Below are 25615 nucleotides of genomic sequence, written 5' to 3' on the forward strand. Positions count from 1 at the left end.
GTTCTTGTTCCCACGCTAGCGAATGGCATCATGCGCGGCAAGCACGGCGGTTTGCACGATATCGCTAACCGATGCGCCCATCTGCACAATCTGGAACGGATGGGCGCCACCAATCATAATTGGCCCAATCACCGAAACATTGCCTAGCTGATGCACCAATTTGAAAGAAATATTGGCTGAATGCAGCCCGGGCATCACCAGAATATTTGCAGGCCCGGTTAGATTACAGAACGGATAGCGCGACTTCATCAAATCATAATCAAGCGCGATATCTCCGGTCATTTCACCGTCAAATTCAAACCCGACATCACGGCTTTGCAAAATTTCAACCGCGCGGCGCGCCTCGACACTAGTGCGTGATTCTGGATTGCCAAAATTGGTGAATGACAAAATGGCAACACGCGGCGTATGGCCCATTTGACGCGCCTTGGCGGCCAAAGCAACGGCAATATTAGCCATTTCTTCGGCATCAGGACGTTCGGTTACGGCAATATCACCAACAAAAACCGTCCGGCCTCTCGAAATAATCATCGAGGTGGTCATGAATTTGCTGCCTTCGGCGACATCAATGACCCGGCGTATATGCTCTAGGCTTGGCTGAAAAGCGCGGGTTACCCCGGTCACAAGTGCATCGGCATGGCCACAGCTAACCATACAGGCCGCAAAGACATTGCGATCAAGATTCACCATGCGCTGGCAATCGCGGTAAAGCGATCCGCGGCGTTGAAGCTTGCTATAAAGCAAATCAGTATACTCGGTCAGATGCTCGGATATCTTGGCATTGGTGATTGGCAAATCTTCGGCACCATCAAGACCAAGGCGCTGGATGGTTTCCTTGACCCGATGTTCGCGGCCAAGAAGAATTGGATGGCCATAACCGGCATTGCGGAATGCCAGCGCAGCACGGATCACCCGCTCTTCTTCACCCTCGGCAAAGACGATGCGCTTTTTATTGGCACTGACGCGTTCGAAAATAGATTGCAAGGTACCTGCGGTTGGATCAAGACGCGCCGATAATGACCGGCGATATTCATCAAGATCATCAATTGGCCGACGCGCAACACCATCATTCATTGCGGCTTCGGCAACGGCTGATGATACGGCCACAATCAGGCGCGGATCAAAAGGTGTCGGGATGATGTAATCTTCACCATAGGTAAGCGACTGGCCGCCATAGGCATCAGCCACCGCATCGGGCACATCTTCACGCGCTAGCATCGCCAACGCATTTGCCGCCGCGATTTTCATATTTTCGGTAATTTTGCTGGCGCGAACATCAAGCGCACCACGGAAAATATAAGGAAAGCCAAGAACGTTATTCACCTGATTTGGAAAATCTGACCGTCCGGTTGCGATAACCGCATCGGGGCGTACCTCTTTGGCTTCGGCTGGCCAGATTTCGGGAACTGGATTGGCCATTGCAAAGATGATCGGCCGTGGTGCCATTTTTTCAACCATGCTTTTGGTTAAGGCACCGCCTGATGACAGGCCAAGGAAAACATCCGCCCCGACAAGTGCATCTTCAAGACTACGGGCACCAGTATTGGCTGCATGCGCTGATTTCCATTGGTTCATCGATCCTTCGCGGCCTTTGTAAATCGGGCCAGAGCGGTCACAGATGATGATGTTATCGGCTGGAACCCCCATGATTTTCAGCAATTCAACACAGGCAATCGAGGCCGCACCAGCACCATTGCCAACAATCTTGACGCTTTTCATGTCACGACCGGTCAGGTGAAACGCATTGATCAGGCCTGCAGCGACAATAATCGCGGTGCCATGCTGATCATCATGGAAAACCGGTATATCTAGCTTGTCACGAAGCTGCTGTTCAATCACAAAACATTCAGGTGCCTTGATATCTTCAAGATTAATCCCACCAAAGGTTGGCGTCATCAACTCGACCGCGTTGACAAAAGCGTCGGTGTCGGTTGTGTTTAATTCCAGATCAATACCGTCAATATCGGCAAATTTCTTGAATAGAACAGCTTTGCCTTCCATGACGGGTTTCGCCGCCGCTGCGCCGATATCGCCAAGACCAAGAACCGCAGTGCCGTTCGAGATAACGGCAATCTGATTGCCCTTATTGGTGTAATCATACGCCGTATTGATATCAGCAGCGATTTCAAGACATGGCGCAGCCACACCTGGCGAATAGGCAAGCGATAAATCATGCTGGCTTGTCAGCGGCTTGGTCGCGGCAATTTGGAATTTTCCGGGGCGGCCATTGGCGTGAAAGGCAAGGGCTTCGGCATCAAGGAGTTTATCTTTATCTGTCATGAATCAAATACTTTATCACGGCGTTCAAAAACAGCCAGGTGGGTTAAAATTTCAGTCTGATACAAACCAACACAAGAATAATTATCGATAACGTTCGACCAGAGCCGGTTCGATCTTGTTCTAAAGATCAAGTTGGGGCAATGTCAAAACGCTATGACATCTCAATCTTCTACAGCAAATGCGCCAAAAGTGAAAGCGCCGACCCCGATGATGGCGCAATATTTGCGCGTCAAGGAATCGCATCCTGATTCTTTGCTTTTTTACCGGATGGGCGATTTCTATGAGATGTTTTTTGACGATGCCGAAATTGCCGCCAAACAGCTTGGCATTACGCTAACAAAACGCGGCAGCAAAGATGGCCTTGATGTACCAATGTGCGGCGTTCCGGTTCATTCGGTTGATGGCTATCTGGCAAAATTGATCCGCGCTGGTCATCGGGTGGCGGTTTGCGAGCAAACCGAAGATCCACAAGAACAAAAACAGCGCGGCGGCAAGGGCCCGCTAAAACGTGATGTGGTGCGGGTGCTAACCCCTGGCACGCTGACCGAAGATGAATTGTTGCCAGCGCGGGCGCATAATTATCTTGTTGCGCTTGGCCGGGCAGAAACCCAGCTGGCTTTGGCATGGGCTGATATGTCGACAGGCGATTTTTTGGTTCAAGAAATGGCCGATGATGGTCTTGAAACCTTGCTTGCGCGCCTTGATCCGGCTGAATTGATTTATCCGCAAGGATTTGATCTTCCCGACTGGTTTCAGGCCGGCCAAATCTGTGCAACCGAACAGGCGGCATCTTTGTTTGATTCGACGCGCGCCAGACAGGCACTTGAACGGTTTTATCAGGTTGCAAGCCTAGATGGCATGGGGCATTTCAGCCGTGCCATGCTGTCGGCCAGCGGGGCGCTTCTTGGCTATCTTGAGGCAACACAGGTTGGCAATATGCCCCGGCTTTTGCCACTGACCGCGGTCAGTGATGCTGGCTTTATGGAAATTGATCCGGCAACAAGGCGGTCTTTGGAATTATCGCGCACTTTGACCGGTGAACGGCGCGGCAGCTTGCTGCATGCGGTTGATCGCACCTTGACCGCTGCCGGTGGGCGGCTTCTTGGCGAACGGCTTGCTGCGCCACTATTTGATGTTGCGGCGATCGAGTCACGGCTTGATCTGGTGAGCTGGTTTCTGGCCGAGGCGGCTTGTGGCGATAAGGTGCGATCACAGCTTCGGATTCAGCCCGATATTGAACGGGCTTTATCGCGCTTATCACTTGGTCATGGTGGCCCGCGTGATTTGGCGAATATTTCCAATGGGCTTGATGGTGCTGGCGAGATAGCCGCGCAGATAAAGGTGGTTGCGGCAAAGGGTATGGGTGGGCTTGCCCTGCCCGATGGATTGCCGGATTGTCTTGATATGATGTTGTGTCCGCGGGGGCTAAGCGACGAAGTGACCCCAGCGCTGGCAGATGAATTACCACTTTTGGCGCGTGATGGTGGCTTTATCCGTCAAGGCTATGATCTTGCGCTTGATGATTTGCGCGGGCTTCGTGATGAAAGCCGCCGGTTAATTGTTGCCTTACAAAGCCGCTATGCTGATGAAACTGGTATAGCCTCGTTAAAGATCAAACATAATAATGTTCTTGGCTATCATATTGACGTGCGAAGCAATCATGCTGGCAAATTGATGGACCATGAAATCTTTATCCATCGTCAAACCACCGCGCAGGCGATGCGGTTTACCACAACCGAGCTGGCACAAATGGAACGCGATATGGCCAGCGCGGCCGATCGTGCGCTGGCGCTTGAATTGGAAATATTTGACCGATTGCGGTCACTGGTTCTGCAGGCGGCACATGACCTTGGCAATGCGGCGCGCGCGCTTGCCGAAATTGATGTTGCAACCGCCGCAGCGCAGCTGGCTATAGCGAATCATTATTGCCGCCCGCAATTGGTTGCCGAACCGGTATTGAACATTACCAAGGGTCGTCATCCGGTGATCGAGCCAATGCTTGATTCGCAAACCCCCTTTATTGCCAATGATTGCAATCTGGATGATGGGCGGTTATGGCTTTTGACTGGCCCTAATATGGCCGGAAAATCCACTTTTTTGCGACAGAATGCGCATATTGCGATTATGGCGCAGGTGGGGCTTTATGTTCCTGCCGAAACGGCGGTGATTGGGCTTGTTGATCGTTTGTTCAGCCGCGTTGGTGCGGCCGATGATCTGGCGCGTGGCCGTTCGACCTTCATGGTTGAGATGGTTGAAACCGCGGCAATTTTGAATCGGGCCACCAATCGGTCATTGGTTATTCTTGACGAAATTGGTCGTGGCACAGCCACTTATGATGGCTTGGCGATTGCTTGGTCAACGCTTGAATATCTGCATGATGCCAGCGCTTGCCGAACGCTGTTTGCAACGCATTATCATGAATTGACGCATCTTAAAAAAACCCTTGGCCAGCTTCGCTGTCATGCGATGCAGGTTCGTGAATGGCAGGGCTCAATTGTGTTTTTGCATCAGGTTGTTGCCGGTTCGGCGGATCGGTCTTATGGCGTTCATGTGGCACGGCTTGCCGGATTGCCAGCCGCGGTTCTTGGCCGAGCTGAAACCATTTTAGGCGAACTTGAAACCGGCCAACATGGCGCGGTTGATACTGGTATGATGGCCGATAATCTGCCGCTATTTGATTATCAAAGCACAGCGCTGGCAACGCCAGTAGCGCCAGATGAAATTGGCGCGGTGCTTGATGACATGCAACCCGATAGCCTTACACCGCGTGAGGCGTTGGATATGCTTTACCGGCTTAAGGCATTGCGCCATGACCCAGCTTCGCCGCCGCCGCGACCAGGTGATAAAGAATGACGAAAATTATAGATCTAGCATCGTCAAAATCGCAATCGGCCAAACTCAGCCCAAGTGCCAGCCTAGCCGCCATGTCAGCCAACATGCCTGATAGCATTGCATGGCATCGTTGGCTATTGCCGTTGCAAGGCGCGATGGCTGTCAATCAGCCACCGCTTGATCGGCAGGCGATCGAGGCCGAACTCGAGTCATACGCCACTGGCAAAACACCAGTAGACCGTACCAAGCTGTTGAGCTGTTTGCGAACCCATCTTGATCAGGCAAAAGCCAGCCTTCGTGAGTTGTTTTACCACAGCAATGATGGCGCTGTTTATGTTGGCATGCATGCATGGGTCATTGATATTTTGTTGCAAAGCCTTTACGCGCAAACGCAAAAACAATGCGCTGGAGGTGACGAGCTGGCGCTGATTGCCGTTGGCGGTTACGGGCGTGGTGAAATGGCACCATTTTCCGATATTGATATCATGTTTCTGATGCCGAAAAAAGCAACAGAAACCCATACGAAATTTATCGAATTCATGCTGTATATTTTATGGGATCTTGGCTTGAAAATTGGCCATTCAACCCGCAGCATCGTCGAATCGATTGACGCGGCAAATGACGATCAGACAGTGCTGACAAGCCTTCTTGAAATGCGTCATGTGGCTGGTGATGATTCGATGTGGGGGAAATTAAATCGGGCGGTTCAGCGTAAAATTACCAAACAGAAACCGCTTGCCTATGTTGAAGAAAAGCTTGGCGAGCGTGACCTTCGCCATAAGAGATTTGGCGATACGCGCTATGTTGTTGAACCCAACGTCAAAGATGGTAAAGGCGGGCTTCGTGATCTTCACAGCCTGTTCTGGATTGCCAAATATGCCTATCGTGCCAACAGCATTATCGACATTGTCAAAAAAGGTGTTCTTCGTGATGGCGAGGCGCGGAAATTTGCTTTGGCGCAGCGGTTTTTATGGACGGTTCGCTGCCATCTTCATTTTCATGCTGACCGACCCGAAGAACGGCTCGATTTCGAAGCGCAAATGATCATTGCACCGCGTCTTGGCTTTGCCGATCGGAGCGGGCTTCGTGGTGTTGAACGCTTTATGAAACGCTATTATCTGGCAGCGCGGAATGTTGGCAATTTGACGCGTATTTTCTGCGCGGCGATGGAAACGGATTTCCGCAAAAGTCTGATCAATTGGCGGCCTGATTTTCTGCGTACCCATGAGCTTGATCCGTTTCATATTGAAAGCGGGCGTGTACGGCTTGTTGATGAGGCCTGGTTCCGGGACGCTCCGGTTCGGCTGATCGAATTATTTGCCATTGCGCAAAAACATGATGCTGATGTTCATCCAAGCACGCTTCAACGTGTCACCCGGGCATTATCGGCGCTTGATTCAAAAACGCGTGATGATGCGCAGGCAAACCAATTATTTCTGGATATTCTGACATCGCGCAAAAACCCTGAACGGGTGCTTCGTCTGATGAATGAAAGTGGCGTTTTTGGCCGCTTCTTGCCCGATTTCGGGCGGATCGTCGCGATGATGCAATTCGATATGTATCACAGCTATACGGTTGACGAACATACCTTGAAGGCGATTGGTATTCTTCACGGGATTGAGACTGGCGCGCTGCGCCAAGCCGCGCCAGTTGCGACCGAGGTGATGCCGGAAATCGGATCGCGGCGCGCGCTTTATGTTGCTATGCTTCTTCACGATATTGCCAAAGGGCGTGGCGGCGATCATTCGGTTTTGGGCGCCGAGGTGGCAGTGGCGGTTTGCCCACGTCTGGGGCTAAGCCATGAAGAAACCGAAACCGTTAGCTGGCTGATCCTGCATCATTTGCTGATGAGCAAAATTGCGTTTCGCTATGATCTGAATGATCCGCAAACGATCGAGGATTTTGCCAGTATTGTGCAATCACCCGAGCGGTTGAAACTGCTTTTGGTTTTGACCGTTGCCGATATTCGGGCGGTTGGGCCAAATATCTGGAATGGCTGGAAAGCGGCGTTGATGCGCGATCTTTATTACCGCTGCGATGCGGTTTTGCGCGGTGCTGATCCAGCGGTCATCGCGCTTGGCAATGCCGAAGAGGCGCGCCAGGAGGCGGCGGCGAAACTAACCGATTGGGACGCGGCGCGTTTTGCCGCGCATGCGGCGAATATGCCGCTGACCTATTGGACAGGGTTTGATTCCGAAAGTCAGGTTCGTCATGCGCGGCTTTGTGATGAGTTCGCCAATCAAGATGCGCTGTTATTGATTGATTTCAAGCCCGATCCGGTGCGGCGCATAACCGAATTGACGATTTTAACCATTGATGATCCGGGTCTGTTTGCGCGAATTGCCGGTGCAGTGGCAGCGGCGGGTGCGAATATTGTTGGTGCGCGCATTACGACCTGTCATGATGGCACAGTTCTTGATGTTTTCTTTTTACAGGATATGAAGAATCAGGCGATTGAAGATGAGGATGAATTGGCGCGGATTCGCGCAACGCTTGAACGGTCGCTAACAGGTTCATTGAAATTGGAAAAAGCGCTTTTGGCGCGCTGGCAGCAAACCCCGCTTCGGGTGCGGCAAATGCCGGTTCCGTCGCGCGTTCTTTTGTCGAACAAGATCAGCAATACCCATAGTGTGATTGAAGTAAATGGACGCGATTTTCCGGGCTTGCTCCATAAAATCACGCTTTGCCTTGCCGGTCTTGGATTGCAAATTCAGACGGCCACCGTTTCGACCTATGGCGAGCGCGTTGTTGATGTGTTTTATGTTAAAGATATTTTCGGTCTGCAAATTCAAAGCGAAACGCGCCAGCAAACCATCCGCAATCAGCTGTTGGCGGTTTTTGATGATGCCGATGAGGAAGCGGTATGACCGATCAACCAAATGCGTCAAATCCTGCAAAACCCGCCTCGCTTGGCCGCGCCTTTCAACAGATTGGCAGCCTAACGGCAATTAGCCGTATTGTTGGTTTCATGCGGGATATCGCCTTTGCCAGTTGTCTGGGTGCAGGGCCAGCCGCCGATGCGTTTTTGGTGGCGTTGAAATTGCCAAATATGTTTCGCCGCCTCAGCGCCGAAGGCGCGATGACCAATGCCTTTCTTCCCAGCTTTGCCAAAATACGCGAGACAGACGGGCGTGATGCGGCGGTTCGGCTTGCATCTGAAGCGCAGATTTTTCTGATCGTTGCGCTTTTTGCGATTGTTGTGCTTGCCGAAATTTTCATGCCCGAAGTTATTGCGCTTCTTGCCCCGGGTTTTGCCGCGACGCCTGATCGTCTGGCTGCAGCGGTTGATCTGGCGCGGGTGACGATGCCCTATCTGCCAATGATTTCCGTGGTTGCGCTTTGGGGGGCAATCGCCAACGCGCATGACCGGTTTATGGCTGCTGCCGCCGCGCCGATTTTGGCGAATCTCTGTTTCATCGCCGGGGCGATTTCGATCCCGATTTTGGCGGCTGATTTGGGCGTGTTCAAAGCCTTGCCAATTGCCATTGGCCTCCTGGTTGCCGGGTTTTGCCAATTGTTATTTTTGTTTTTTGTTCTGCGCCGCCTGTCGGCAGTGCCAAAACTGCAATGGCCGCGCCTATCGAATGCGGGCAAAACGATGTGGCGCAAATTCCTGCCAGCAGCGCTGGGCGCTGGCGGCATGCAGCTTAATCTTCTGGTCGATTTGATTTTGGCATCCATGCTACCGGTTGGTGCGATTTCATGGCTCTATTATGCTGATCGTGTGGCGCAATTGCCGCTTGGCATTGTTGGCATTGCACTTGGTACGGCATTGCTGCCCAGATTATCCGCTGCCGAGGCATCTGGTCAAAAAGACGAAATCACCAAAACGCTTGATGAGGCGATTATCTTTGGCGGATTCTTTGTCGTGCCAGCGGTCATTGCGCTAATCCTTCTTGCAGGTCCGATCATTGAGGGACTATTTGCCTATGGTGCTTTTTCGATTGATGATGCGGCAATGGCGGCAATGGCATTATCGGCCTATGCGCTTGGTCTTCCCGGATTTGTCATGGTGAAAATTTTGCAACCCGCCTTTTATGCGGCAGGCCAGCCAGGCACGGTTTTGAAAATATCGATCATGACCGTGGTGATCAATATAACAGCATCATTGGTGATGATGCCCATTTTTGGGCATGTCGGGCTGGCGCTGGCAACGTCATTATCGGGATTGTTTGCGGCAATCACCATGGCGATTTTATTGCACCGCCGCGGCCGTCTTGGCGGTGGTTGGCTTGGCATGATTGGCCGGATTTTTCTTGCCAGTTTGATCATGGCGATTTTGCTTTTGGCGATGGTTTGGCTTGCCGGTGGGATAAGACAATTTCTGCCCGCGGCAGGCTGGCTTGCCTGTTTGGTTGCTGTTGGTGGCGGCGGGTTTCTGTTCGCCGCATGGTGTTTTCGAGCAATTCCAGCTGGATTTGTCCACCGATTGGGCAACCGAAAGACTTGACCGCGGCCGCACAAGTGGGGATAACGCTGCCATATAATTTCAATTGCAGATGTGATGATTTGGCACTGGCCTGCGCGCATCTGATTAGGCGTGATGGATAAACCAAATGACCGATTCAACAATGCAGACATCCGCAGGAAAAGGCCGCATCTTTTCCGGCATCCAGCCAACTGGCAATTTGCATCTTGGCAATTATCTTGGTGCCATTCGCAATTGGGTTGCTTTGCAGCATGATTTTGAATCGATCTATTGTGTTGTCGATTTGCATGCCATCACCGTTCATCAAGATCCGGCTGATTTGCGAAAAAGTACGCGTGAAGTGGCGGCAAGCTTGATTGCCGCGGGCATTTCAACCGAACAATCAATCTTGTTTAATCAATCTTGCGTGCCACAACATGCCGAGTTGGCGTGGATTTTCAATTGTGTAACCCGTCTTGGCTGGTTGAACCGGATGACTCAATTTAAAGAAAAGGCAGGTAAAAATCGTGAAAATGCATCGGTTGGTCTATATGCTTATCCGACCTTGATGGCAGCTGATATCTTGACCTATCGCGCAACGCATGTCCCGGTTGGTGAAGATCAAAAACAGCATCTTGAATTAACCCGCGACATCGCGCAGGCGTTTAATTCGATCTATGACAAAGATGTGTTTCCGCTTCCCGAACCACAAATTTTTGGCAGCGCAACACGCGTCATGAGCTTTCGCGATGGCCGCGCCAAAATGAGCAAATCTGACCCGTCGGATAATTCACGGATCAATATGACCGATGATGCCGATATGATCATGCAGAAAATCCGTAAGGCTAAAACCGATCCTGATGCTTTGCCATCTGAAATGGCTGGTCTTGCCGATCGGCCTGAAGCCAGCAATCTTGTTGGCATTTATGCAGCGCTTGCCGAATGCAGCACCGATGATGTTCTTGCCGAATTTGGCGGGCGCGGATTTGGTGATTTCAAACCAGCGCTTGGCGATTTGGCGGTGGCGAAATTATCGCCTATCGGTGCTGAAATGCGCCGGCTTCTTGAAAATCCTGCCGATATTGACGCCATTCTTGCTGATGGTGCCGAACGTGCCGCGGCCATCGCGCGGCCGATTCTTGCTGAGGTGCGTGATATTGTTGGGTTTTTAGGATCAAGCACCGATCGCTAGATGGCTCTATTAATGGGTTAGTGATCGTCAGATGCGCTGTTCACTAGCCAGATCGGTGCAGATATGCGATATTAGGCTTGCTTTGGGTTGTAGTTTTAATGGTAATCCCCATATGACATAGGTAGCGTTGTTGCAAATTATGCGTTGGCCGGAAATGATTTTGAGGCGATGATTTATTTGTCTGCGCCAAAATTGTGAATTTAATTTAACTGACAAAAGATTAATCTGTTGTTGCCTTGAATTGGGCCTTGCTGATAGCAAATTTATCGCATCGAAAAGGAATGATTAGATGTTTATTCAAACACAGGATACGCCGAATCCGGCAACATTGAAATTCATCCCCGGTGTTCCGGTGATGGCGCAGGGAACTGCTGATTTTGCCGATTCTGATAGCGCCAATCAATCACCATTGGCACGCCGCCTTTTCCAAGTTGATGGCGTAACAGCGGTTTTTCTGGGTGCCGATTTTGTTGCCGTGACCAAAGCTGAAGGGCTTGACTGGTTTGCGCTCAAACCGGGGATTCTTGCTGGCATTATGGAACATTACGCATCAGGCATGCCGGTCATTGAAAAAGACGCCGAGCTTGCCGATCCGCATGCCGAAGATGGTGATAGCGATACGGTCCAGCAGATCAAACAGCTTTTGGATTCGCGCGTTCGTCCGGCAGTGGCTATGGATGGCGGCGATATCGTGTTTCAAGGCTTTGATGATGGGATTGTCACTTTGCAGATGCGTGGTGCCTGTCAGGGTTGCCCTAGCTCGACAGCAACCTTGAAAATGGGCATCGAAAATATGCTTCGTCATTATATCCCTGAAGTGCGTGAGGTTCGTGCGGCCGAGCTGTAAGACAGTCACAACTGCGCCAATTATAGATGTTCAGATTTAAGGCTTAGGTCGTGATATCGTCGATTTCTAACTGGCTGACTAACCGGCGGATCGTCTGGATCGCTGCGGCTCTTGCGTTTTTGGGCTTTACCGGCCCCGGTCTTTTTGGCCTGTCACCACCACAATTTTTTCAAAGCCATGACGCGGTTACCGAACAGGCAAAGACAGATGAATTGCCGCCCGGAAACCATTCGGCTTCCGATATGTCCCCACAAGTCGCGCAGCCAGACGCATCACCGGCAATCATGGCAGCGCCTGAAACTGACCGTGACGCTGCAGATGCCACAGACGCCACGGATGGGCTCATGCGTGATGCGCCTGAACAAGTGCTTGAGAAATCTCTGCTGGCAAAGGCACCAAAAACGCTAAAAGGGCCGAGTACAAGCCATATTGAAATTGAATCCACAAAGTGGGTGCCGGCGCCAGAACCCCTTTTGGTACCGCGCGATTTTTTCACCCATATTCCTGACTCGCATTTGGCTATATCAGGAACAGCACAGAAGGAATCCTTCATTAAAATTGTGCTGCCGCTTATTTTGGCGGGCAATGAGGAAATCAGCAAACGCCGTGAAGCGATTAAACGCGCCTTTGAAAATGGCGATCGGGCGACCTTGGAAAAATGGGCGAAACTTTATAAAATCGACGTGACTGATCGGGATAACAAAGCATTGATGACGCGATTGCTTGAGCGAGCTGATACAATTCCGGTGGCGTTGGCATTGGCGCAGGCGGCGGTTGAGTCCGGCTGGGGAACATCGCGATTTGCCATTCAGGGCAATGCGTTATTTGGCCAATGGGCATGGCGTGATCGAGCTGGCATCAGGCCACTTGATGCCAGTAATGACCGCGCTGTTGTGCGCAGTTTTGGATCGTTGCTTGGCTCGGTTCGTGCCTATATGCATAATTTGAATACGCATTCGCATTATCAGAAATTTCGCGAGGCGCGCGCGGCATTACGCAACCGCCCAAAAGCCGGCGAAGCCAGAATACTGGCCAAATATCTTGATCGCTATGCCGAAATTGGCCAGGCTTATGTGCAAAAGCTGGAAGTCTTGATCCGCAGCAATGATTTTAGCCGTTTTGCCCTGGCGTACCTAAGCTAGATTCCCCACTGCCTTACGGTACCAGAAACTGTTTGCCAAACCAGCGCCAGCGTCCATCCGGGCCGGGCATGGTGCAATTGACACGGGCACGACCCGACGGCAGGGGACCTGGAAACCGCACTTCGGCGCGCGGCCCCAATCGGCTGATTTGCAGTTGGTCATAAGTGGCGTTGAAACAGCGCAATTGGTTTTTTGTGGCAATTTCTGGTGCCAGCGTAAACCCAAAGTCAGGCGGGTTTTTCGCAATCACAGCATCAGCAGGCAGAATTTGGTTGGCTTTCAGCGGCAGGCCGTCAATCGCCAATGTCAAACGATCCATCGTGCCATATTTCTCGTTCATGGCAAAACGTGGCAGTTCAAAATAGCCATCATAGCCATGCGCAATTCCCGAATTTTGGCCGAAACCGGCAATGAAATCAGCCGCCTTAACGCGTTCGATAACAGCCAGGTTATATTCGCCATAGGGATAGGCAAACAGATTTGGACGAAGGCCAAGTTCGGCGAGAAATCGCTGATTTGACTTTTCCAATTCGGCGTCAACATCGGCAAGGCTGGATAGATGCATATGCGGATGACTGGCTGTCTGGCTGCCAATGCCAACTCCATCAGCCTGTAATTGCCGAAGCTGATCCCAGCTCATATAGCCGCGATTTTTACGATCAACCGGATCGGTGGCGACAAAAACAGTAAAGGGAAATCCTTTTGCCTTTAGCCGTGGCCATGCTTCGGTGAAAACCGATAGATAGGCATCATCAATCGTGATCGCGACTGTGCGGTCGGGAAGCGGCATGTCTTTTTGCAAATGATCGACAATCTTTGCCAGAGGCCAGACCGAATAATTGCCACTCGATAGTTTTTCGAGATGTGCATCAAATTGATCAAGGCGGATATTCGTGCTTGGAAGCCGATCTTCACCAAAACGGTGATACATCAAAATCACCGCATGATCGGCGGCAAAGGCCGACCCCAGAAACGACAGCAGCAGAACCGACATTGCCACAAATCTGCTGCCAAGATAGGCAAGCCAATGACAAGCATGTTGATAATGACTTATGTTCATAGCAGATTTTCCACTTAAAAAATGATACAACCCTGACTTTACCAGCGCCGCCTTCAATGTTTGAGCGATCTTATTTAGCGCATCTTGGTAAGATGATGCAACCCGATAACCCAAATTGGATAAAGGATAAACCAATTGAAAACGCCTAAACGCCACGATGCCTTGCCGGTGATATTAGCCTTTGAAGCCAGCACCAATCAACTGTCAGTTGCCGTCTATGCTGATGGGGTGATCCGCGCCATGAAAACGGCCGAGGCCGCCTTTGGGCAGGCCGCATCATTGGTGCCATTGGCGGTTTCGGCTTTGGCTGAGGCAGATGTTGATTTTGCCATGATCAGCCATGTTGCTGCGGGACGTGGCCCTGGATCATTTACCGGCCTTCGTGTTTCACTGGCCGCGGCCAAAGGCGTTTGTCTGGCACATGATTTGCCCGGGCTTGGCATTTCCGGTCTTGAGGCACTTGCCTATTCTTGCGGCGATGACGGTGGTGATTTACCAATCTTATGTCTTGCCGATACGCGGCGTGGCAATGTCTATGCGCAGTTTTTTACCGCCAATATGACACCGCAAGGTGATATTTTTGAAGCGCAGATCGAACAATTGCCATTGCTTGTGCCGCTAGCCTTTGGCAAAGAGACGATTTTGCTGGCAGGATATAGGGGGCAAGCTGTTGGCACGGCCTTTCTTGGCGCTGGCTGGCAAGTTCGCGTGGCGGGCGGCAAAATAATATCAGCTGATGCGGCTGATCAAGGGATTGATGATATTTCGGTTGATGCTGGCATGGTTGCCAATCTTGCCGCGCATCATCTTGCATGTGGCAAGATTTCGCCGTTGACGCCGCTTTATCTTGCCGATCCGCGCCTTGGGCCGAAAAAGAAAGCATCAGCTTGATGATCCGGCGCATCACTCCGGCTGATTGTGATGCCATTGCTGCGCTTGAGGCCAGCTTATTTGCAACCGCGCTTGATCAGGCGCGCCTGATGGCATTGCAGACCAACCCTGTTTTTTGCGGTTTTGTTGATCTGGTGCCTGATCAACATCAAACAAAATCCACACCGGCTGATGATTTTGCGTCATATATTGGCGGGTATCTTCTTGCCATGATGATTGATGGTGAAGCTGAAATCCTGTCAATTGGCGTTACGCCTGACCGGCAAAGACAGGGTGTTGGCAAACGGCTTTTGCAGTATTTTTTCGAGCATGGTGCCAGCCAGAATATGACTAGGGTCGTGCTTGAAGTCGCAGAAGATAATGTGTCAGCACTTGGGCTTTATCGCGATTTTGGTTTTGTCGAATTTGGCCGCCGCAAAGGCTATTACAAACAAGGTAATCGGAAAATCGACGCAATCATGATGAAGTGGTGCCGTGCTGAGGCTTTTCCTTGACCATCTTTGCTTCTAGGCGGTACAAGGGGACTTGGATTTGCACTGCTGAAATGTGACATAGCGCTCTTGACCAAAAAACTCTTTATCAAAACCTACGGCTGTCAGATGAATGTTTATGATTCTGACCGTATGACCGATGTTCTAGCGCCGCTTGGCTATGCACCAACCGATATTGCTGATGGTGCCGATATGGTGATTTTGAACACTTGCCATATTCGTGAAAAAGCGTCGGAGAAGGTGTTTTCCGAACTTGGCCGATTGCGCCAACTCAAGGAACGCGCTGCCGATCAGCAGGGGCGTCAGGTTACGATTGCCGTTGCCGGATGTGTGGCACAGGCCGAAGGCGAAGAAATTATCCGCCGCGCACCATGGGTTGATATTGTTGTTGGGCCGCAAACCTATCACCGGCTTCCCGAATTGGTTGGCAAGATTGATCCGGCAAGCCGCAACCGGATTATTGATACAGATTTTCCTGAAGAAGTGAAATTTGATTTCCTGCCGGGCGAGCATGCACCGCGTGGCCCAGCCGCATTTTTGAGCGTTCAAGAAGGCTGTGATAAATTTTGCGCCTTTTGCGTTGTGCCTTATACACGCGGCGCCGAATTTTCGCGTCCGGTCAAAACTGTTTTGGAAGAAGCCAAAAGGCTGGTGGCAAGCGGAACGCGTGAATTGACGCTTCTCGGGCAGAATGTGAATGCCTATCATGGCGCGCATGATTCCGGCAAAGACTGGACGCTTGGCCGGTTGATTCGTTCGCTTGCCGAGGTTGATGGGCTTGAGCGTATTCGCTACACGACATCGCATCCGCTGGATATGGATGATGAATTGATCGCCGTTCACGGTGACGTGCCGCAATTAATGCCGTATCTGCATTTGCCAATCCAGTCTGGGTCAAATCATGTTCTGCAAGAAATGAACCGTCGTCACACAAGCGATGTCTATCTGGCGGTGATTGACAAGCTTCGCGCCATCCGCCCAGATATTGCCATGTCGGGTGATTTCATTGTTGGTTTCCCGGGAGAAAGCGACGCTGATTTTGCCGAAACCTTGGCACTTGTCAGCAAGGTTGGTTACGCATCGGCCTATTCATTTAAATATAGCCCGCGCCCTGGAACACCCGCGGCAACGGCCGAAATACAGGTTCCAGAATCGGTAAAATCCGAACGGCTTGAGAGCCTTCAGCAACTGCTGAACGCCCAGCAATTTGCCTTTAACAAAGGAACCGAAGGCAAGATTGTCGATATTCTTGTCGAACGTGCCGGTGGCCGCGATGGTCAAATGGCCGGTCGAAGCCCCTATATGCAGGCGGTGAATTTCATCGGCAATCCTGATCAGATTGGCCAGATTGTGCCTTGTCGTCTGTCCGAAGCCCGCCAGAACAGCATGACTGGCGATATTGTCAATTTGAAGGGGGCGGCGTGAACGCGGCAAAAGCCAATAGCATCCGTATGGAATTCGAAGATAATGGCGTTTTAGCGCTATTATCAGGTGAACATAACCAGCATCTGGCGCATATCGAAAAATCCTTAGATGTCACGCTAGATTCTTTTGGTAATAGCATCAAAATTTCAGGTGCTGGCAAGGCCACGAAAACCGCCCGAACCGTGATTGAGGATCTGTATCGCCGAATTGCCGGTGGCAAGTGTGATGATATCGATAAATCAATGGTCGAGGATGCATTGCGATGGGCGGTGAATGGTCATCAGGCCGATGCGGTAACCGCTGGCGAATCTTTTGACACATGGAAAAAGAAAATTGTCGCCAAAACCAAAGGCCAGAATGATTATCTGAAATTACTGCGTAGCAATGAAGTGGTGTTTGGCCTTGGGCCTGCTGGTACTGGCAAAACCTATATGGCTGTTGCCCGCGCTGTCGAAGCGTTGAAAAAGCGCGAGGTCGAACGCATTATTTTGTCGCGTCCTGCTGTTGAAGCGGGTGAACGTCTTGGCTTTTTACCAGGCGATATGAAAGAAAAGGTCGATCCCTATCTACGGCCGCTTTATGATGCGCTTTATGATATGATGCCAGCTGATAAAGTTGACCGTATGCTAGCCAGTGGCGAGATTGAAATTGCACCGCTTGCCTTTATGCGTGGCCGCACCTTGACCGCGGCGCATGTGATTATTGACGAGGCGCAAAACACCACGCCTGTCCAAATGAAAATGGTTCTTACCCGGCTTGGGCAGGATTCACATATGGTCATTACGGGTGATTTAAGTCAGGTTGATTTGCCAGCGGGTCAACCGTCCGGCCTTGCTGAGGCGGTTTCGCTTTTAGACAATATTAAAGGCGTTGGCATTATTCATCTGTCTGGCCAAGACGTGGTTCGTCATCCGGTCGTGGCGCGCATTTTGCAAGCGTATGAAGCTGGACAAAAGCAGCAGAATACGTCCAAATAGAGCAAGAAACAGATGCGCATTATCGCGGTCGCTTTTTGCAACGGGGAATGAAAATAGCTCATGACGAGTGAAATGAATAATGGCGGTAGCGCTCTGGAACCTGACAGTCCAGAGGATAATCAATTTTTAAGCGATGAATGGACGTCTGAGGCTGGCGCCGTGATTGAGGTCAGCATTGACCCATCTAGCTGGCATAGCCCCCTGATTGCAGATTTGAAAAAACGCGGGCCAGTGATGCTTGATCATATCGCATCGCGGCTATCGCTTGATCCGCAGATGGTCAGTCTTTTGCTGTGTAATGATGTTGATATGCGGTCGATGAATTTGCAGCATCGTGGCTTTGATAAATCAACCAATGTTTTGTCATTTCCGGCAGGCGATGATTTGTATCTGGATGATGATAGGCCGGAAATGGATGGCGTCAGCGGCGATATTGCCATTGCTGGTGAAACGGTGATGCGCGAAGCCGCCGAGGCGGGCATTGCAGCGGGTGACCATCTATTGCATCTTTTTACCCACGGTGTTTTGCATTTGCTTGGCTATGATCATATTGATGATCAGATGGCAGATGAAATGGAAGCGCTGGAAATTGCGCTTCTTGGCCAGATGAAGATTGCCAACCCCTATCTTGATGATGAGCTTGCGCTTGGCACGCGGGAGGCCGGATAATGATGCCGCTTCTTGGGAGGTTTTTTCCCTCATTTTCCCGTCCGTCATCGCGCCGTGATGAACTGACCGAATTGCTTCAGGAATCGCTTGATGACAAAACCAGCTTTGACAGCCATGAAGGTACGTTATTGCAGAATTTTCTGGGGCTTCGCGATATCACCGCTGCCGATGTGATGATTCCGCGTGCCGATATTGTCTCGGTTGCGCTTGCCGATGGTTTTGATGATATTATCCAGCAAATGAGCGACGCCAATCACAGCCGCGTGCCGGTTTATCGCAACACGCTTGATGATGTTGTTGGCATTATTCATATCAAGGATTTATTTGCTCATCTTCGCAATGGCCACACGCCAAAAGTTGAGAGTCTTTTGCGGCCTGCCTTGTTTATATCGCCAACAATCCGGCTTCTTGATCTGCTTCATGAAATGCGTTTGCGTCGCCGCCATTTGGCGCTGGTTGTTGATGAATTTGGCGGGGTTGATGGTTTGATCACGATCGAAGATCTGGTTGAAGAAATTGTTGGTGAAATTGAAGATGAGCATGACACCACAGCGCAATTGCGGTTTGAGCAAAAGGGCGATGGCACGGCCATTGCCGATGCCCGGCTTGAAGTTGAAGCTCTTGAACCGATTACCGGCCCGTTGCTTGATGATGATGAACGTGACGAGATTGATACGCTTGGCGGATTGGTTTGTGCGCTTGCTGGGCGGGTACCCGGCCGCGGCGAGGTTGTGCGTCATCGCGGCGGGTTACAAATTGAAATTCTTGAAGGTGACCCGCGCCGTGTCACTTTGTTAAAACTTCGTGGATTGCCGCGTGCCAAAACCAGCCCTAACAAACCGGACTAAGAACCACGCCCTTATGCTTTTCTGGCATTTGCTTGCCGGTGCATTTGCCAGCCTGTCCTTGCCGCCATTGTTTTTATTACCGGCAATTTTTGCCTTATCGATTCCGCTTTTTGCCTATTTAAAGGCTGAAAGCCGAATGCAGGCTTCGATGATTTTTGGTGCAGCGGGTGCCGGATGGTTTCTGGCATCAACCTATTGGGTGTCGCATTCGCTGATTGTTGAATCGCCATCACCATTACTCTGGGTTTTGGCACCATTTATGGCGCTGGCACTTGCGCTTATCCTGGCGGTTTTTTGGGCTAGCGCGGCAATGGTTTCATGGTCATTCGGGCGGCGACCGGTGGCGCGCCTGTTCTGGTTTGTTGCCTTTTTCAGCCTTGGCGAATGGGCACGTGGCTTTGTGGCAACTGGATTTCCGTGGAGTCTGACCGGCAGTTTGTTTGCTGTTGATCTTGCCAGCTTGCAAGCGGCAAGCGTGATTGGCGCTTATGGGCTATGCGTGATTGCGTTATTTTTTGCATTGGTACCGGCATTCTGGGTTTTGGGGCATCGGCGTTTTGCCGCGATATTTTTGATGTTGCCTCTGGTGCTTGCCGCTTTTGGGGCACTGCGGCTTGCCAATGTATCGGATGGTAGCTCGGCATCATCGACATCAATGATCCGGCTTGTGCAACCGGCGATACCACAAGCCGACAAATGGGATCGAAGCAAACGCCAGCGCCATCTAGACAGGCTTGTCAGCTTGTCGCGCCAAGGTGATGTGGTGCCAAAATTGGTGATCTGGCCGGAAACCGCTTTTGCCGGATTTGCTAGCCGCAGTCAATCATTGCTCAACACAACCATTCGCAATGCCACGCAAAATGATGGTGTGGTGATTACCGGTATTCCGCGATTTGGCGGTGGCCGCACTTTGCTGAATTCGGCCATTATGATTGACCATGATGGTGCCATTAAAGCTGTCTATGACAAACGCCATCTTGTGCCTTTTGGCGAATATATGCCATTTCGGAAATGGCTTCCCTTCCTTGAGCCAATTGTTGGCCCGATTGATTTTGTGCCTGGCGAAAATAATCGCCTGATGCGTCTTGATGGTTATGGCAGTATGCAAATGTTGATTTGCTATGAAGTGATTTTTGCCGGCGCGGTCATTGGTCAAGAGATGCGCCCAGATATGATGATCAATATCACCAATGATGCTTGGTTTGGCCAAAGCGCAGGGCCGTGGCAGCATCTTGTTCAAGCTCAGATGCGCGCGGTCGAAGAAGGCTTGCCGCTGATGCGGGTCGCCAATACGGGCATCACTGCCGGGTTTGATTCCTTTGGCCGTGTCCTTGGACAGATGGGGCTTGGCAGGCAGGGTGTTCTTGATCTGCCGGTGCCGCCGGCTCTACCGCCAACGCTATTTGCCCGTTTCGGTAATTTGGGATTTTTTGCGCTTATTTTTTTGATTATTGGCAGTGCCACATGGCTTGACCTCTCTCGTTACATCAGGCACTAGATACCTTTAACGAAAAATTCAGGATTCCACCCATGAGCTATATCTTTACATCTGAATCTGTTTCAGAAGGCCATCCCGATAAATTATGTGATCGTGTTTCGGATACGGTTCTTGATCTGTTTTTGAAATATGAACCAGAAGCGCGTGTTGCTTGTGAAACTTTGGCAACGACAAACCTTGTTGTGCTGGCTGGTGAAGTGCGGGCCAGCAAGGGTAAAGTGGCCCAGATCATGGCCGAGATCGAGCCGGCAGTGCGGGCGGCGGTCAAAGATATCGGCTATGAACAAGACAAGTTTCATCACGCCAATTTCGAATTTCAAAATTACCTTCATGAACAATCGACCGATATCGCGATGGGTGTTGATTCAGGCGATAATAAAGATGAAGGCGCTGGCGATCAGGGGCTTATGTTTGGTTATGCCTGTGATGAAACCGATGTTTTGATGCCTGCGGCAATCCATTATTCGCATCAGATTCTAAAAGACCTTGCAACGATTCGTAAACAGGATGCCGATTTGATCCTTGGTCCCGATTCAAAAAGCCAGATCAGCCTTTTTTATGATGATGCCGGCCGTCCAACGGGTGTGCATAAGGTGGTTTTATCAACGCAACATTCTGCAGAAGCGACACAGGCTGAAATTCTGGCGCTGGTGACGCCGGTGATCGCCAATGTTCTTCCCGATGGTTGGATGGTGTCAGGTGATGATCTGCTGGTAAACCCAACCGGACAATTTGTGATTGGTGGACCGGATGGCGATACGGGTCTTACTGGCCGCAAAATCATTGTTGATACATACGGTGGGGCGGCGCCGCATGGTGGCGGTGCCTTTTCGGGAAAAGATCCGACAAAGGTTGACCGGTCGGCTGCCTATGCTAGCCGCTATTTAGCAAAAAATGTTGTTGCAGCGGGCTTGGCATCGCGTTGCACAATTCAGATCGCCTATGCGATTGGCGTTGCCGAGCCAGTGTCGCTCTATGCGAACACACATGGCACGGGCACAATTGACGATCAAAAACTGCAACAAGCGCTTCGTGACTGCATGGATTTGACGCCGCGCGGTATTCGTCAGCATCTTGGCATGAATGCGCCGATCTATGCGCCAACTGCCGCCTATGGGCATTTTGGCCGAATTGCCGATGAAGCAGGAGCGGGCACATTTAGCTGGGAAGTAACCGATCTTGTTGATGCGCTTCGCGCTGCGGCACGTTAGGATATTGCTTGCGCACATAGCCAATCGACTACATGTTGAAATATAAGGCAGATTTTGCAATGGCCGATCGTAACGCTGTTACAAAGAACGGGGTTTTAAATTATGGGGCGCCGCTGGGACCACGTTTTTATGGCCGGCGCAAAGGCCGCCCGCTTCGCGCCTCGATGAAGCGGCTTCTTGATGAAGCTTTAACGCAATTTGCCTTTGATCCGGCGCGGCCGATTGATGATCAATTTGGCCGCAAGGCTGATCGCTATCTTGAAATCGGTTTTGGCGGTGGTGAGCATCTGGCTGGCCTTGCCGCGGCGATGCCTGATTGCGATTTCATCGGCGCCGAACCTTTCATCAATGGTGTTGCCAGTCTGCTTCGCCATATTAATGAACAACAGCTTGGCAATATTCGCATCTGGCCAGATGATGTTCGACTGATCATGCCTAGTTTTGGGGCGGCAAGCTTTGCTGGTGCCTTTATCATGTTTCCCGATCCATGGCCGAAAAAACGCCATGCGGCGCGGCGCATTCTGCAAAACACCCTTCTTGACCAGCTTGCGGTGATGATCCGGCCAGGTGGAAGGCTGGTTCTGGCAAGTGATCACCCTGCTGCAAAAAGCTGGCTTTTGCAGGCTGCCACCGCGCATGCTGATTTTATGTGGACAGCCCGCGGCCCCCAAGATTGGCGTCAACGCCCCGCCGAATTGCCCGAAACGCGCTATATGAAAAAGGCTGATCGCGCCGAACGCCAATCATCTTGGTTTCTGTTTCAGTGTCGCGGCGGTGCGGGCTGACTTGATGATTTTGTAACCGGATGAGTGACAAATTGGCATCACAGGCTTGCTGCCTCTTGCCCCTTGCTTTTTTGCCTATCACCGCTTATAACAAGACGAAATAAAGCTGTCGCAGTCAGACGGTGGGCCGCTGGCCCACTTTTTTATTGCCTTTTTTGAGAGGTTTATTGTTCTTTCTAAGGGGTTTTGGCCGGTTTTAAAAAAGCGATACAGCTTTAGGTTAGCGTTACGGCAATTGCCCCCTATGGGTACGCCAATAGTCAGGGTTTTTAGGAGGCATTTTGGTCGAAGCCAAGATAAGCCAGATTATCGAAGATGTAGTTACCGAGCTTGGCTTTGGCCTTGTGCGGGTGCAGTTTTCGGGTGGGCAAACGGGTCGCAACCAGTTGCAGATCATGGCCGAGCCGAAAGAAGATCGTGAAATGACGGTCGAAGATTGCCAGATGTTAAGTCGGCATATTTCGACATTGCTTGATGTTGATGACCCCATTGCCGCTGCCTATGTTCTTGAAGTGAGTTCGCCTGGCATTGATCGACCATTGACACGGATTGAACATTTTGAGCGGTTCAATGGTGAATTGGCGAAAATAACATTGCGCATGATGCTTGATGGACGGCGGCGGTTTCAAGGCCGGCTCACTGGCCTGACAGATGATGGCAAGATTGGCCTTGAAACAAGCTTTGGCAGATTTGAATTTGCCTTTGATGACATTGAATCGGCACGGATCGATCCAAGTGAAATTTTTGAACGGCGCAGCTAGGACCGAAGCGGCGGTGAATGAAGGTCAAAACAACAAAGAATTTTCGTAATAAATGGCGCGCCACATATGGTGCAAAGACAAACCAAAGGTGAGACGACTATGGATACATCATCAATTCCAGGCCTCGAGCTAATTCAAGTTGCCGATGTGGTGGCGCGTGAAAAATCAATTGAGCGCGAAGAAGTCATGCTGGCGATGGAAGAAGCCATCCAAAAGGCCGGTCGGGCGAAATATGGGCTAGACCGTGATATCCGGGCGATGATTGATCGCAAAACCGGTGCCATTCGTCTTGAGCGTTGGATCGAAGTTGTCGAAGAAGTTGAAGATGAATCGATGCAGATGAGTCTTGCTGAAGGTGCCAAGCAAAATCCGCCATTGGCTGCGGGTGAGTTTTGGCGCCAATCTTTGCCGCCAATTGAATTTGGCCGGATTGCCGCGCAAACTGCAAAACAGGTTATTTCACAAAAAGTGCGTGATGCCGAACGCGCACGCCAGTTTGAAGAATATAAGCACCGTATTGGCGAAATTGTTGTTGGTACAGTCAAGCGGGCTGAAAGCTATTCAATCACGGTTGATCTTGGCCGCGCCGAAGCGGTGATTCGCCGCGAGGAAATGATCCCGCGTGAAAACCTGCGCCAAGGCGATCGTGTTCGTGCCTATATCATCGATGTTCGTGAAGAGCCGCGCGGCCCCCAGATTTTCCTGTCGCGGGCTTGTAATGAATTTATGGCTAAGCTGTTTACCCAAGAAGTGCCTGAAATCTATGATGGCATTATCGAAATCAAGGGCGTTGCCCGCGAGCCTGGCAGCCGTGCCAAAATTGCCGTTCTGTCAAATGATCCGGGCATTGATCCGGTTGGTGCTTGTGTTGGTATGCGCGGTAGCCGTGTTCAGGCCGTTGTTGGCGAATTACAGGGTGAAAAAGTTGAAATCATTCCTTATATCGAAGACCCAGCCGCTTTTGTGGTGAATGCGTTGGCACCTGCCGAAGTCGCCAAGGTGGTGATGGATGAGGTTGCTGGCCGGATGGAAGTTGTTGTTCCGGACGATCAATTGAGCCTTGCGATTGGGCGTCGTGGCCAGAATGTGCGTTTAGCGTCGCAATTGTCGGGTTGGTATATTGATGTTCTGACTGAGGCCGAAGAATCCGAACGCCGCCAAGAAGAGTTTAAAACACGTTCAACACGCTTTATTGATGCGTTGAATATTGATGATGTGATTGCGCATCTTCTTGTTGCTGAAGGTTTTGTCTTCCCTGAAGAAATTGCCGAAAGCACATTGGAAGAGCTGGCCGCGATTCAGGGCTTTGACGAAGATATTGCTGGCGAATTGCAGAATCGCGCCATCGAATTTGTCGAGCGTGAGTCAGACCGGATCAATGCAGCGCTTGATGAGATGAAGGTCGCTGACGATCTTCGCGCCTTTGAATATATCAGCCTTGCCATGTTGTTGACCCTTGCCGAAAATGAAATCCGCACGCTTGATGATCTTGCCGGTCTTGATAATGAAGAGCTTGTCGAGCTTTTAGGTCAGCATGGTCTTAGCGATGATGGCGAAGCTGGTGATATTATCATGGCTGCACGGGCGCATTGGTTCACAGATGAAACCGCTGACAGCACAGACACCGACAATGCGTCGGGTTCGTCTGACAGCTAGGCCATGAGGGGCTATCTGTCATGGCTGAGCGCACCTGTATCGCAACTGGGCAAACGCTTTCCCCGCACAAGCTAATTCGCTTTGTTGCGGCACCGGATGGCTATGCTGTTGCCGATCTTGCAGGACGTCTGCCCGGCCGTGGCGCGTGGGTGACAGCCGAAGAGTCTATCATTCGCAAAGCCGATCAAAAAGGTCATTTGAAGCGCGCTCTTGGCGTGGGATTAAAATCGGTTGATGCTGATATTGCCGCCATTGCTGTTGGGTTACGGGCGCGCATCATTGCCACAGCATCAATGGCACGCCGTGCTGGTATGCTTCTTGGTGGTGGTGGCAAATTATTATCTGAAGGCCATTTTGAAGGCTTGCTTGCGGCGGCGGATGCTTCGCCGCGCGAACTTGCAAAAATGAAATCCAAGCTTGATGTAGATTGGGTTAGCCAGTCATTCAGCGCAACCGAACTTGGCCGCATATGTGGTCGTGACAGTTTAGCTTTTGTTGGGTTGCGGGCATCGACTGGCAATGGTTCAGGAAAATTAGTACGCACGGTTCATGAAGATATCATGCGTTTAGAGGGGTTTTACACAACAGCGGGTTGTAATGACCTGCCTGACCGGTGTATCACCTAGGCGTAACGGTTTGACC

Annotated in this window: 20 protein-coding genes; 18 read left to right on the plus strand and 2 right to left on the minus strand. The window is 51.1% G+C overall.

What is annotated here, in order from left to right; all coding sequences use genetic code 11:
* Positions 1-15: 15 nt before the first annotated feature.
* Positions 16-2280 (minus strand): NADP-dependent malic enzyme, encoded by a 2265-nt coding sequence (locus tag ABXT40_RS11590; protein ID WP_443645756.1) that lies wholly within the window; start codon positions 2278-2280, stop codon positions 16-18.
* A 189-nt stretch (positions 2281-2469) separates the two neighbouring features.
* On the opposite strand from ABXT40_RS11590, the gene mutS reads away from it, so the two are divergent.
* The 6 genes from mutS (at position 2470) to ABXT40_RS11620 (ending at position 12701) form a co-directional block, all read left to right on the plus strand.
* A complete protein-coding gene (gene mutS / locus ABXT40_RS11595; protein ID WP_443645757.1) occupies positions 2470-5133 on the plus strand; it encodes a DNA mismatch repair protein MutS in 2664 nt (887 codons plus the stop codon).
* Positions 5130-7979 (plus strand): [protein-PII] uridylyltransferase, encoded by a 2850-nt coding sequence (locus ABXT40_RS11600; RefSeq protein ID WP_443645758.1) that lies wholly within the window; start codon positions 5130-5132, stop codon positions 7977-7979. The genes mutS and ABXT40_RS11600 overlap by 4 nt, the downstream gene beginning before the upstream one ends.
* Complete coding sequence (murJ, locus tag ABXT40_RS11605; RefSeq protein ID WP_443645759.1) at positions 7976-9562, plus strand: murein biosynthesis integral membrane protein MurJ; 1587 nt, start codon at positions 7976-7978, stop codon at positions 9560-9562. The genes ABXT40_RS11600 and murJ overlap by 4 nt, the downstream gene beginning before the upstream one ends.
* A gap of 106 nt (positions 9563-9668) precedes the next feature.
* On the plus strand, positions 9669-10712 hold the full coding sequence (gene trpS / locus ABXT40_RS11610; protein WP_443645760.1) for a tryptophan--tRNA ligase: 1044 nt from the start codon (positions 9669-9671) through the stop codon (positions 10710-10712).
* A gap of 289 nt (positions 10713-11001) precedes the next feature.
* The gene (locus tag ABXT40_RS11615) at positions 11002-11559 is read left to right on the plus strand and encodes a NifU family protein (protein ID WP_443645761.1); all 558 of its coding nucleotides are present in this window, start codon (positions 11002-11004) and stop codon (positions 11557-11559) included.
* A 50-nt stretch (positions 11560-11609) separates the two neighbouring features.
* Positions 11610-12701, plus strand: coding sequence for a glucosaminidase domain-containing protein (locus tag ABXT40_RS11620; protein WP_443645762.1), 1092 nt, complete (start codon positions 11610-11612; stop codon positions 12699-12701).
* A 13-nt stretch (positions 12702-12714) separates the two neighbouring features.
* On the opposite strand, the gene ABXT40_RS11625 is transcribed toward ABXT40_RS11620, so the two are convergent.
* A complete protein-coding gene (locus ABXT40_RS11625; RefSeq protein WP_443645763.1) occupies positions 12715-13761 on the minus strand; it encodes a polysaccharide deacetylase family protein in 1047 nt (348 codons plus the stop codon).
* 135 nt (positions 13762-13896) lie between these two features.
* Between ABXT40_RS11625 and tsaB the strand changes: the two genes are divergently transcribed.
* From tsaB to ABXT40_RS11685, 12 genes are all read left to right on the plus strand, one after another.
* Complete coding sequence (gene tsaB / locus ABXT40_RS11630; protein WP_443645764.1) at positions 13897-14652, plus strand: tRNA (adenosine(37)-N6)-threonylcarbamoyltransferase complex dimerization subunit type 1 TsaB; 756 nt, start codon at positions 13897-13899, stop codon at positions 14650-14652.
* On the plus strand, positions 14652-15146 hold the full coding sequence (locus ABXT40_RS11635; RefSeq protein WP_443645765.1) for a GNAT family N-acetyltransferase: 495 nt from the start codon (positions 14652-14654) through the stop codon (positions 15144-15146). Before tsaB ends, ABXT40_RS11635 begins: the two co-directional genes overlap by 1 nt.
* 66 nt (positions 15147-15212) lie before the next feature.
* Positions 15213-16568 (plus strand): tRNA (N6-isopentenyl adenosine(37)-C2)-methylthiotransferase MiaB, encoded by a 1356-nt coding sequence (gene miaB / locus ABXT40_RS11640; protein ID WP_443645766.1) that lies wholly within the window; start codon positions 15213-15215, stop codon positions 16566-16568.
* Positions 16565-17545, plus strand: coding sequence for a PhoH family protein (locus ABXT40_RS11645; protein ID WP_443645767.1), 981 nt, complete (start codon positions 16565-16567; stop codon positions 17543-17545). The genes miaB and ABXT40_RS11645 overlap by 4 nt, the downstream gene beginning before the upstream one ends.
* 60 nt (positions 17546-17605) lie before the next feature.
* Positions 17606-18214: an rRNA maturation RNase YbeY gene (gene ybeY / locus ABXT40_RS11650; protein WP_443645768.1), complete on the plus strand. Its 609-nt coding sequence runs from the start codon at positions 17606-17608 to the stop codon at positions 18212-18214.
* Positions 18214-19062 (plus strand): hemolysin family protein, encoded by an 849-nt coding sequence (locus ABXT40_RS11655; RefSeq protein WP_443645769.1) that lies wholly within the window; start codon positions 18214-18216, stop codon positions 19060-19062. The genes ybeY and ABXT40_RS11655 overlap by 1 nt, the downstream gene beginning before the upstream one ends.
* Positions 19031-20560: an apolipoprotein N-acyltransferase gene (lnt, locus tag ABXT40_RS11660; RefSeq protein WP_443645770.1), complete on the plus strand. Its 1530-nt coding sequence runs from the start codon at positions 19031-19033 to the stop codon at positions 20558-20560. The genes ABXT40_RS11655 and lnt overlap by 32 nt, the downstream gene beginning before the upstream one ends.
* A 32-nt stretch (positions 20561-20592) precedes the next feature.
* A complete protein-coding gene (gene metK / locus ABXT40_RS11665) occupies positions 20593-21771 on the plus strand; it encodes a methionine adenosyltransferase (protein ID WP_443645771.1) in 1179 nt (392 codons plus the stop codon).
* A 59-nt stretch (positions 21772-21830) separates the two neighbouring features.
* Positions 21831-22556 (plus strand): tRNA (guanine(46)-N(7))-methyltransferase TrmB, encoded by a 726-nt coding sequence (gene trmB, locus ABXT40_RS11670; RefSeq protein WP_443645772.1) that lies wholly within the window; start codon positions 21831-21833, stop codon positions 22554-22556.
* A gap of 281 nt (positions 22557-22837) precedes the next feature.
* Positions 22838-23317 (plus strand): ribosome maturation factor RimP, encoded by a 480-nt coding sequence (gene rimP / locus ABXT40_RS11675; RefSeq protein WP_443645773.1) that lies wholly within the window; start codon positions 22838-22840, stop codon positions 23315-23317.
* Between the two features lie 99 nt (positions 23318-23416).
* Positions 23417-24973, plus strand: a complete 1557-nt coding sequence (nusA, locus tag ABXT40_RS11680; RefSeq protein WP_443645774.1) for a transcription termination factor NusA — start codon at positions 23417-23419, stop codon at positions 24971-24973.
* A gap of 20 nt (positions 24974-24993) precedes the next feature.
* Positions 24994-25599, plus strand: coding sequence for a DUF448 domain-containing protein (locus tag ABXT40_RS11685; RefSeq protein ID WP_443645775.1), 606 nt, complete (start codon positions 24994-24996; stop codon positions 25597-25599).
* Positions 25600-25615: the final 16 nt, after the last annotated feature.

Origin of the sequence: Candidatus Ponderosibacter sp. Uisw_141_02 (assembly GCF_048087665.1) — a bacterium.
GTDB lineage: Bacteria > Pseudomonadota > Alphaproteobacteria > Puniceispirillales > Puniceispirillaceae > UBA3439.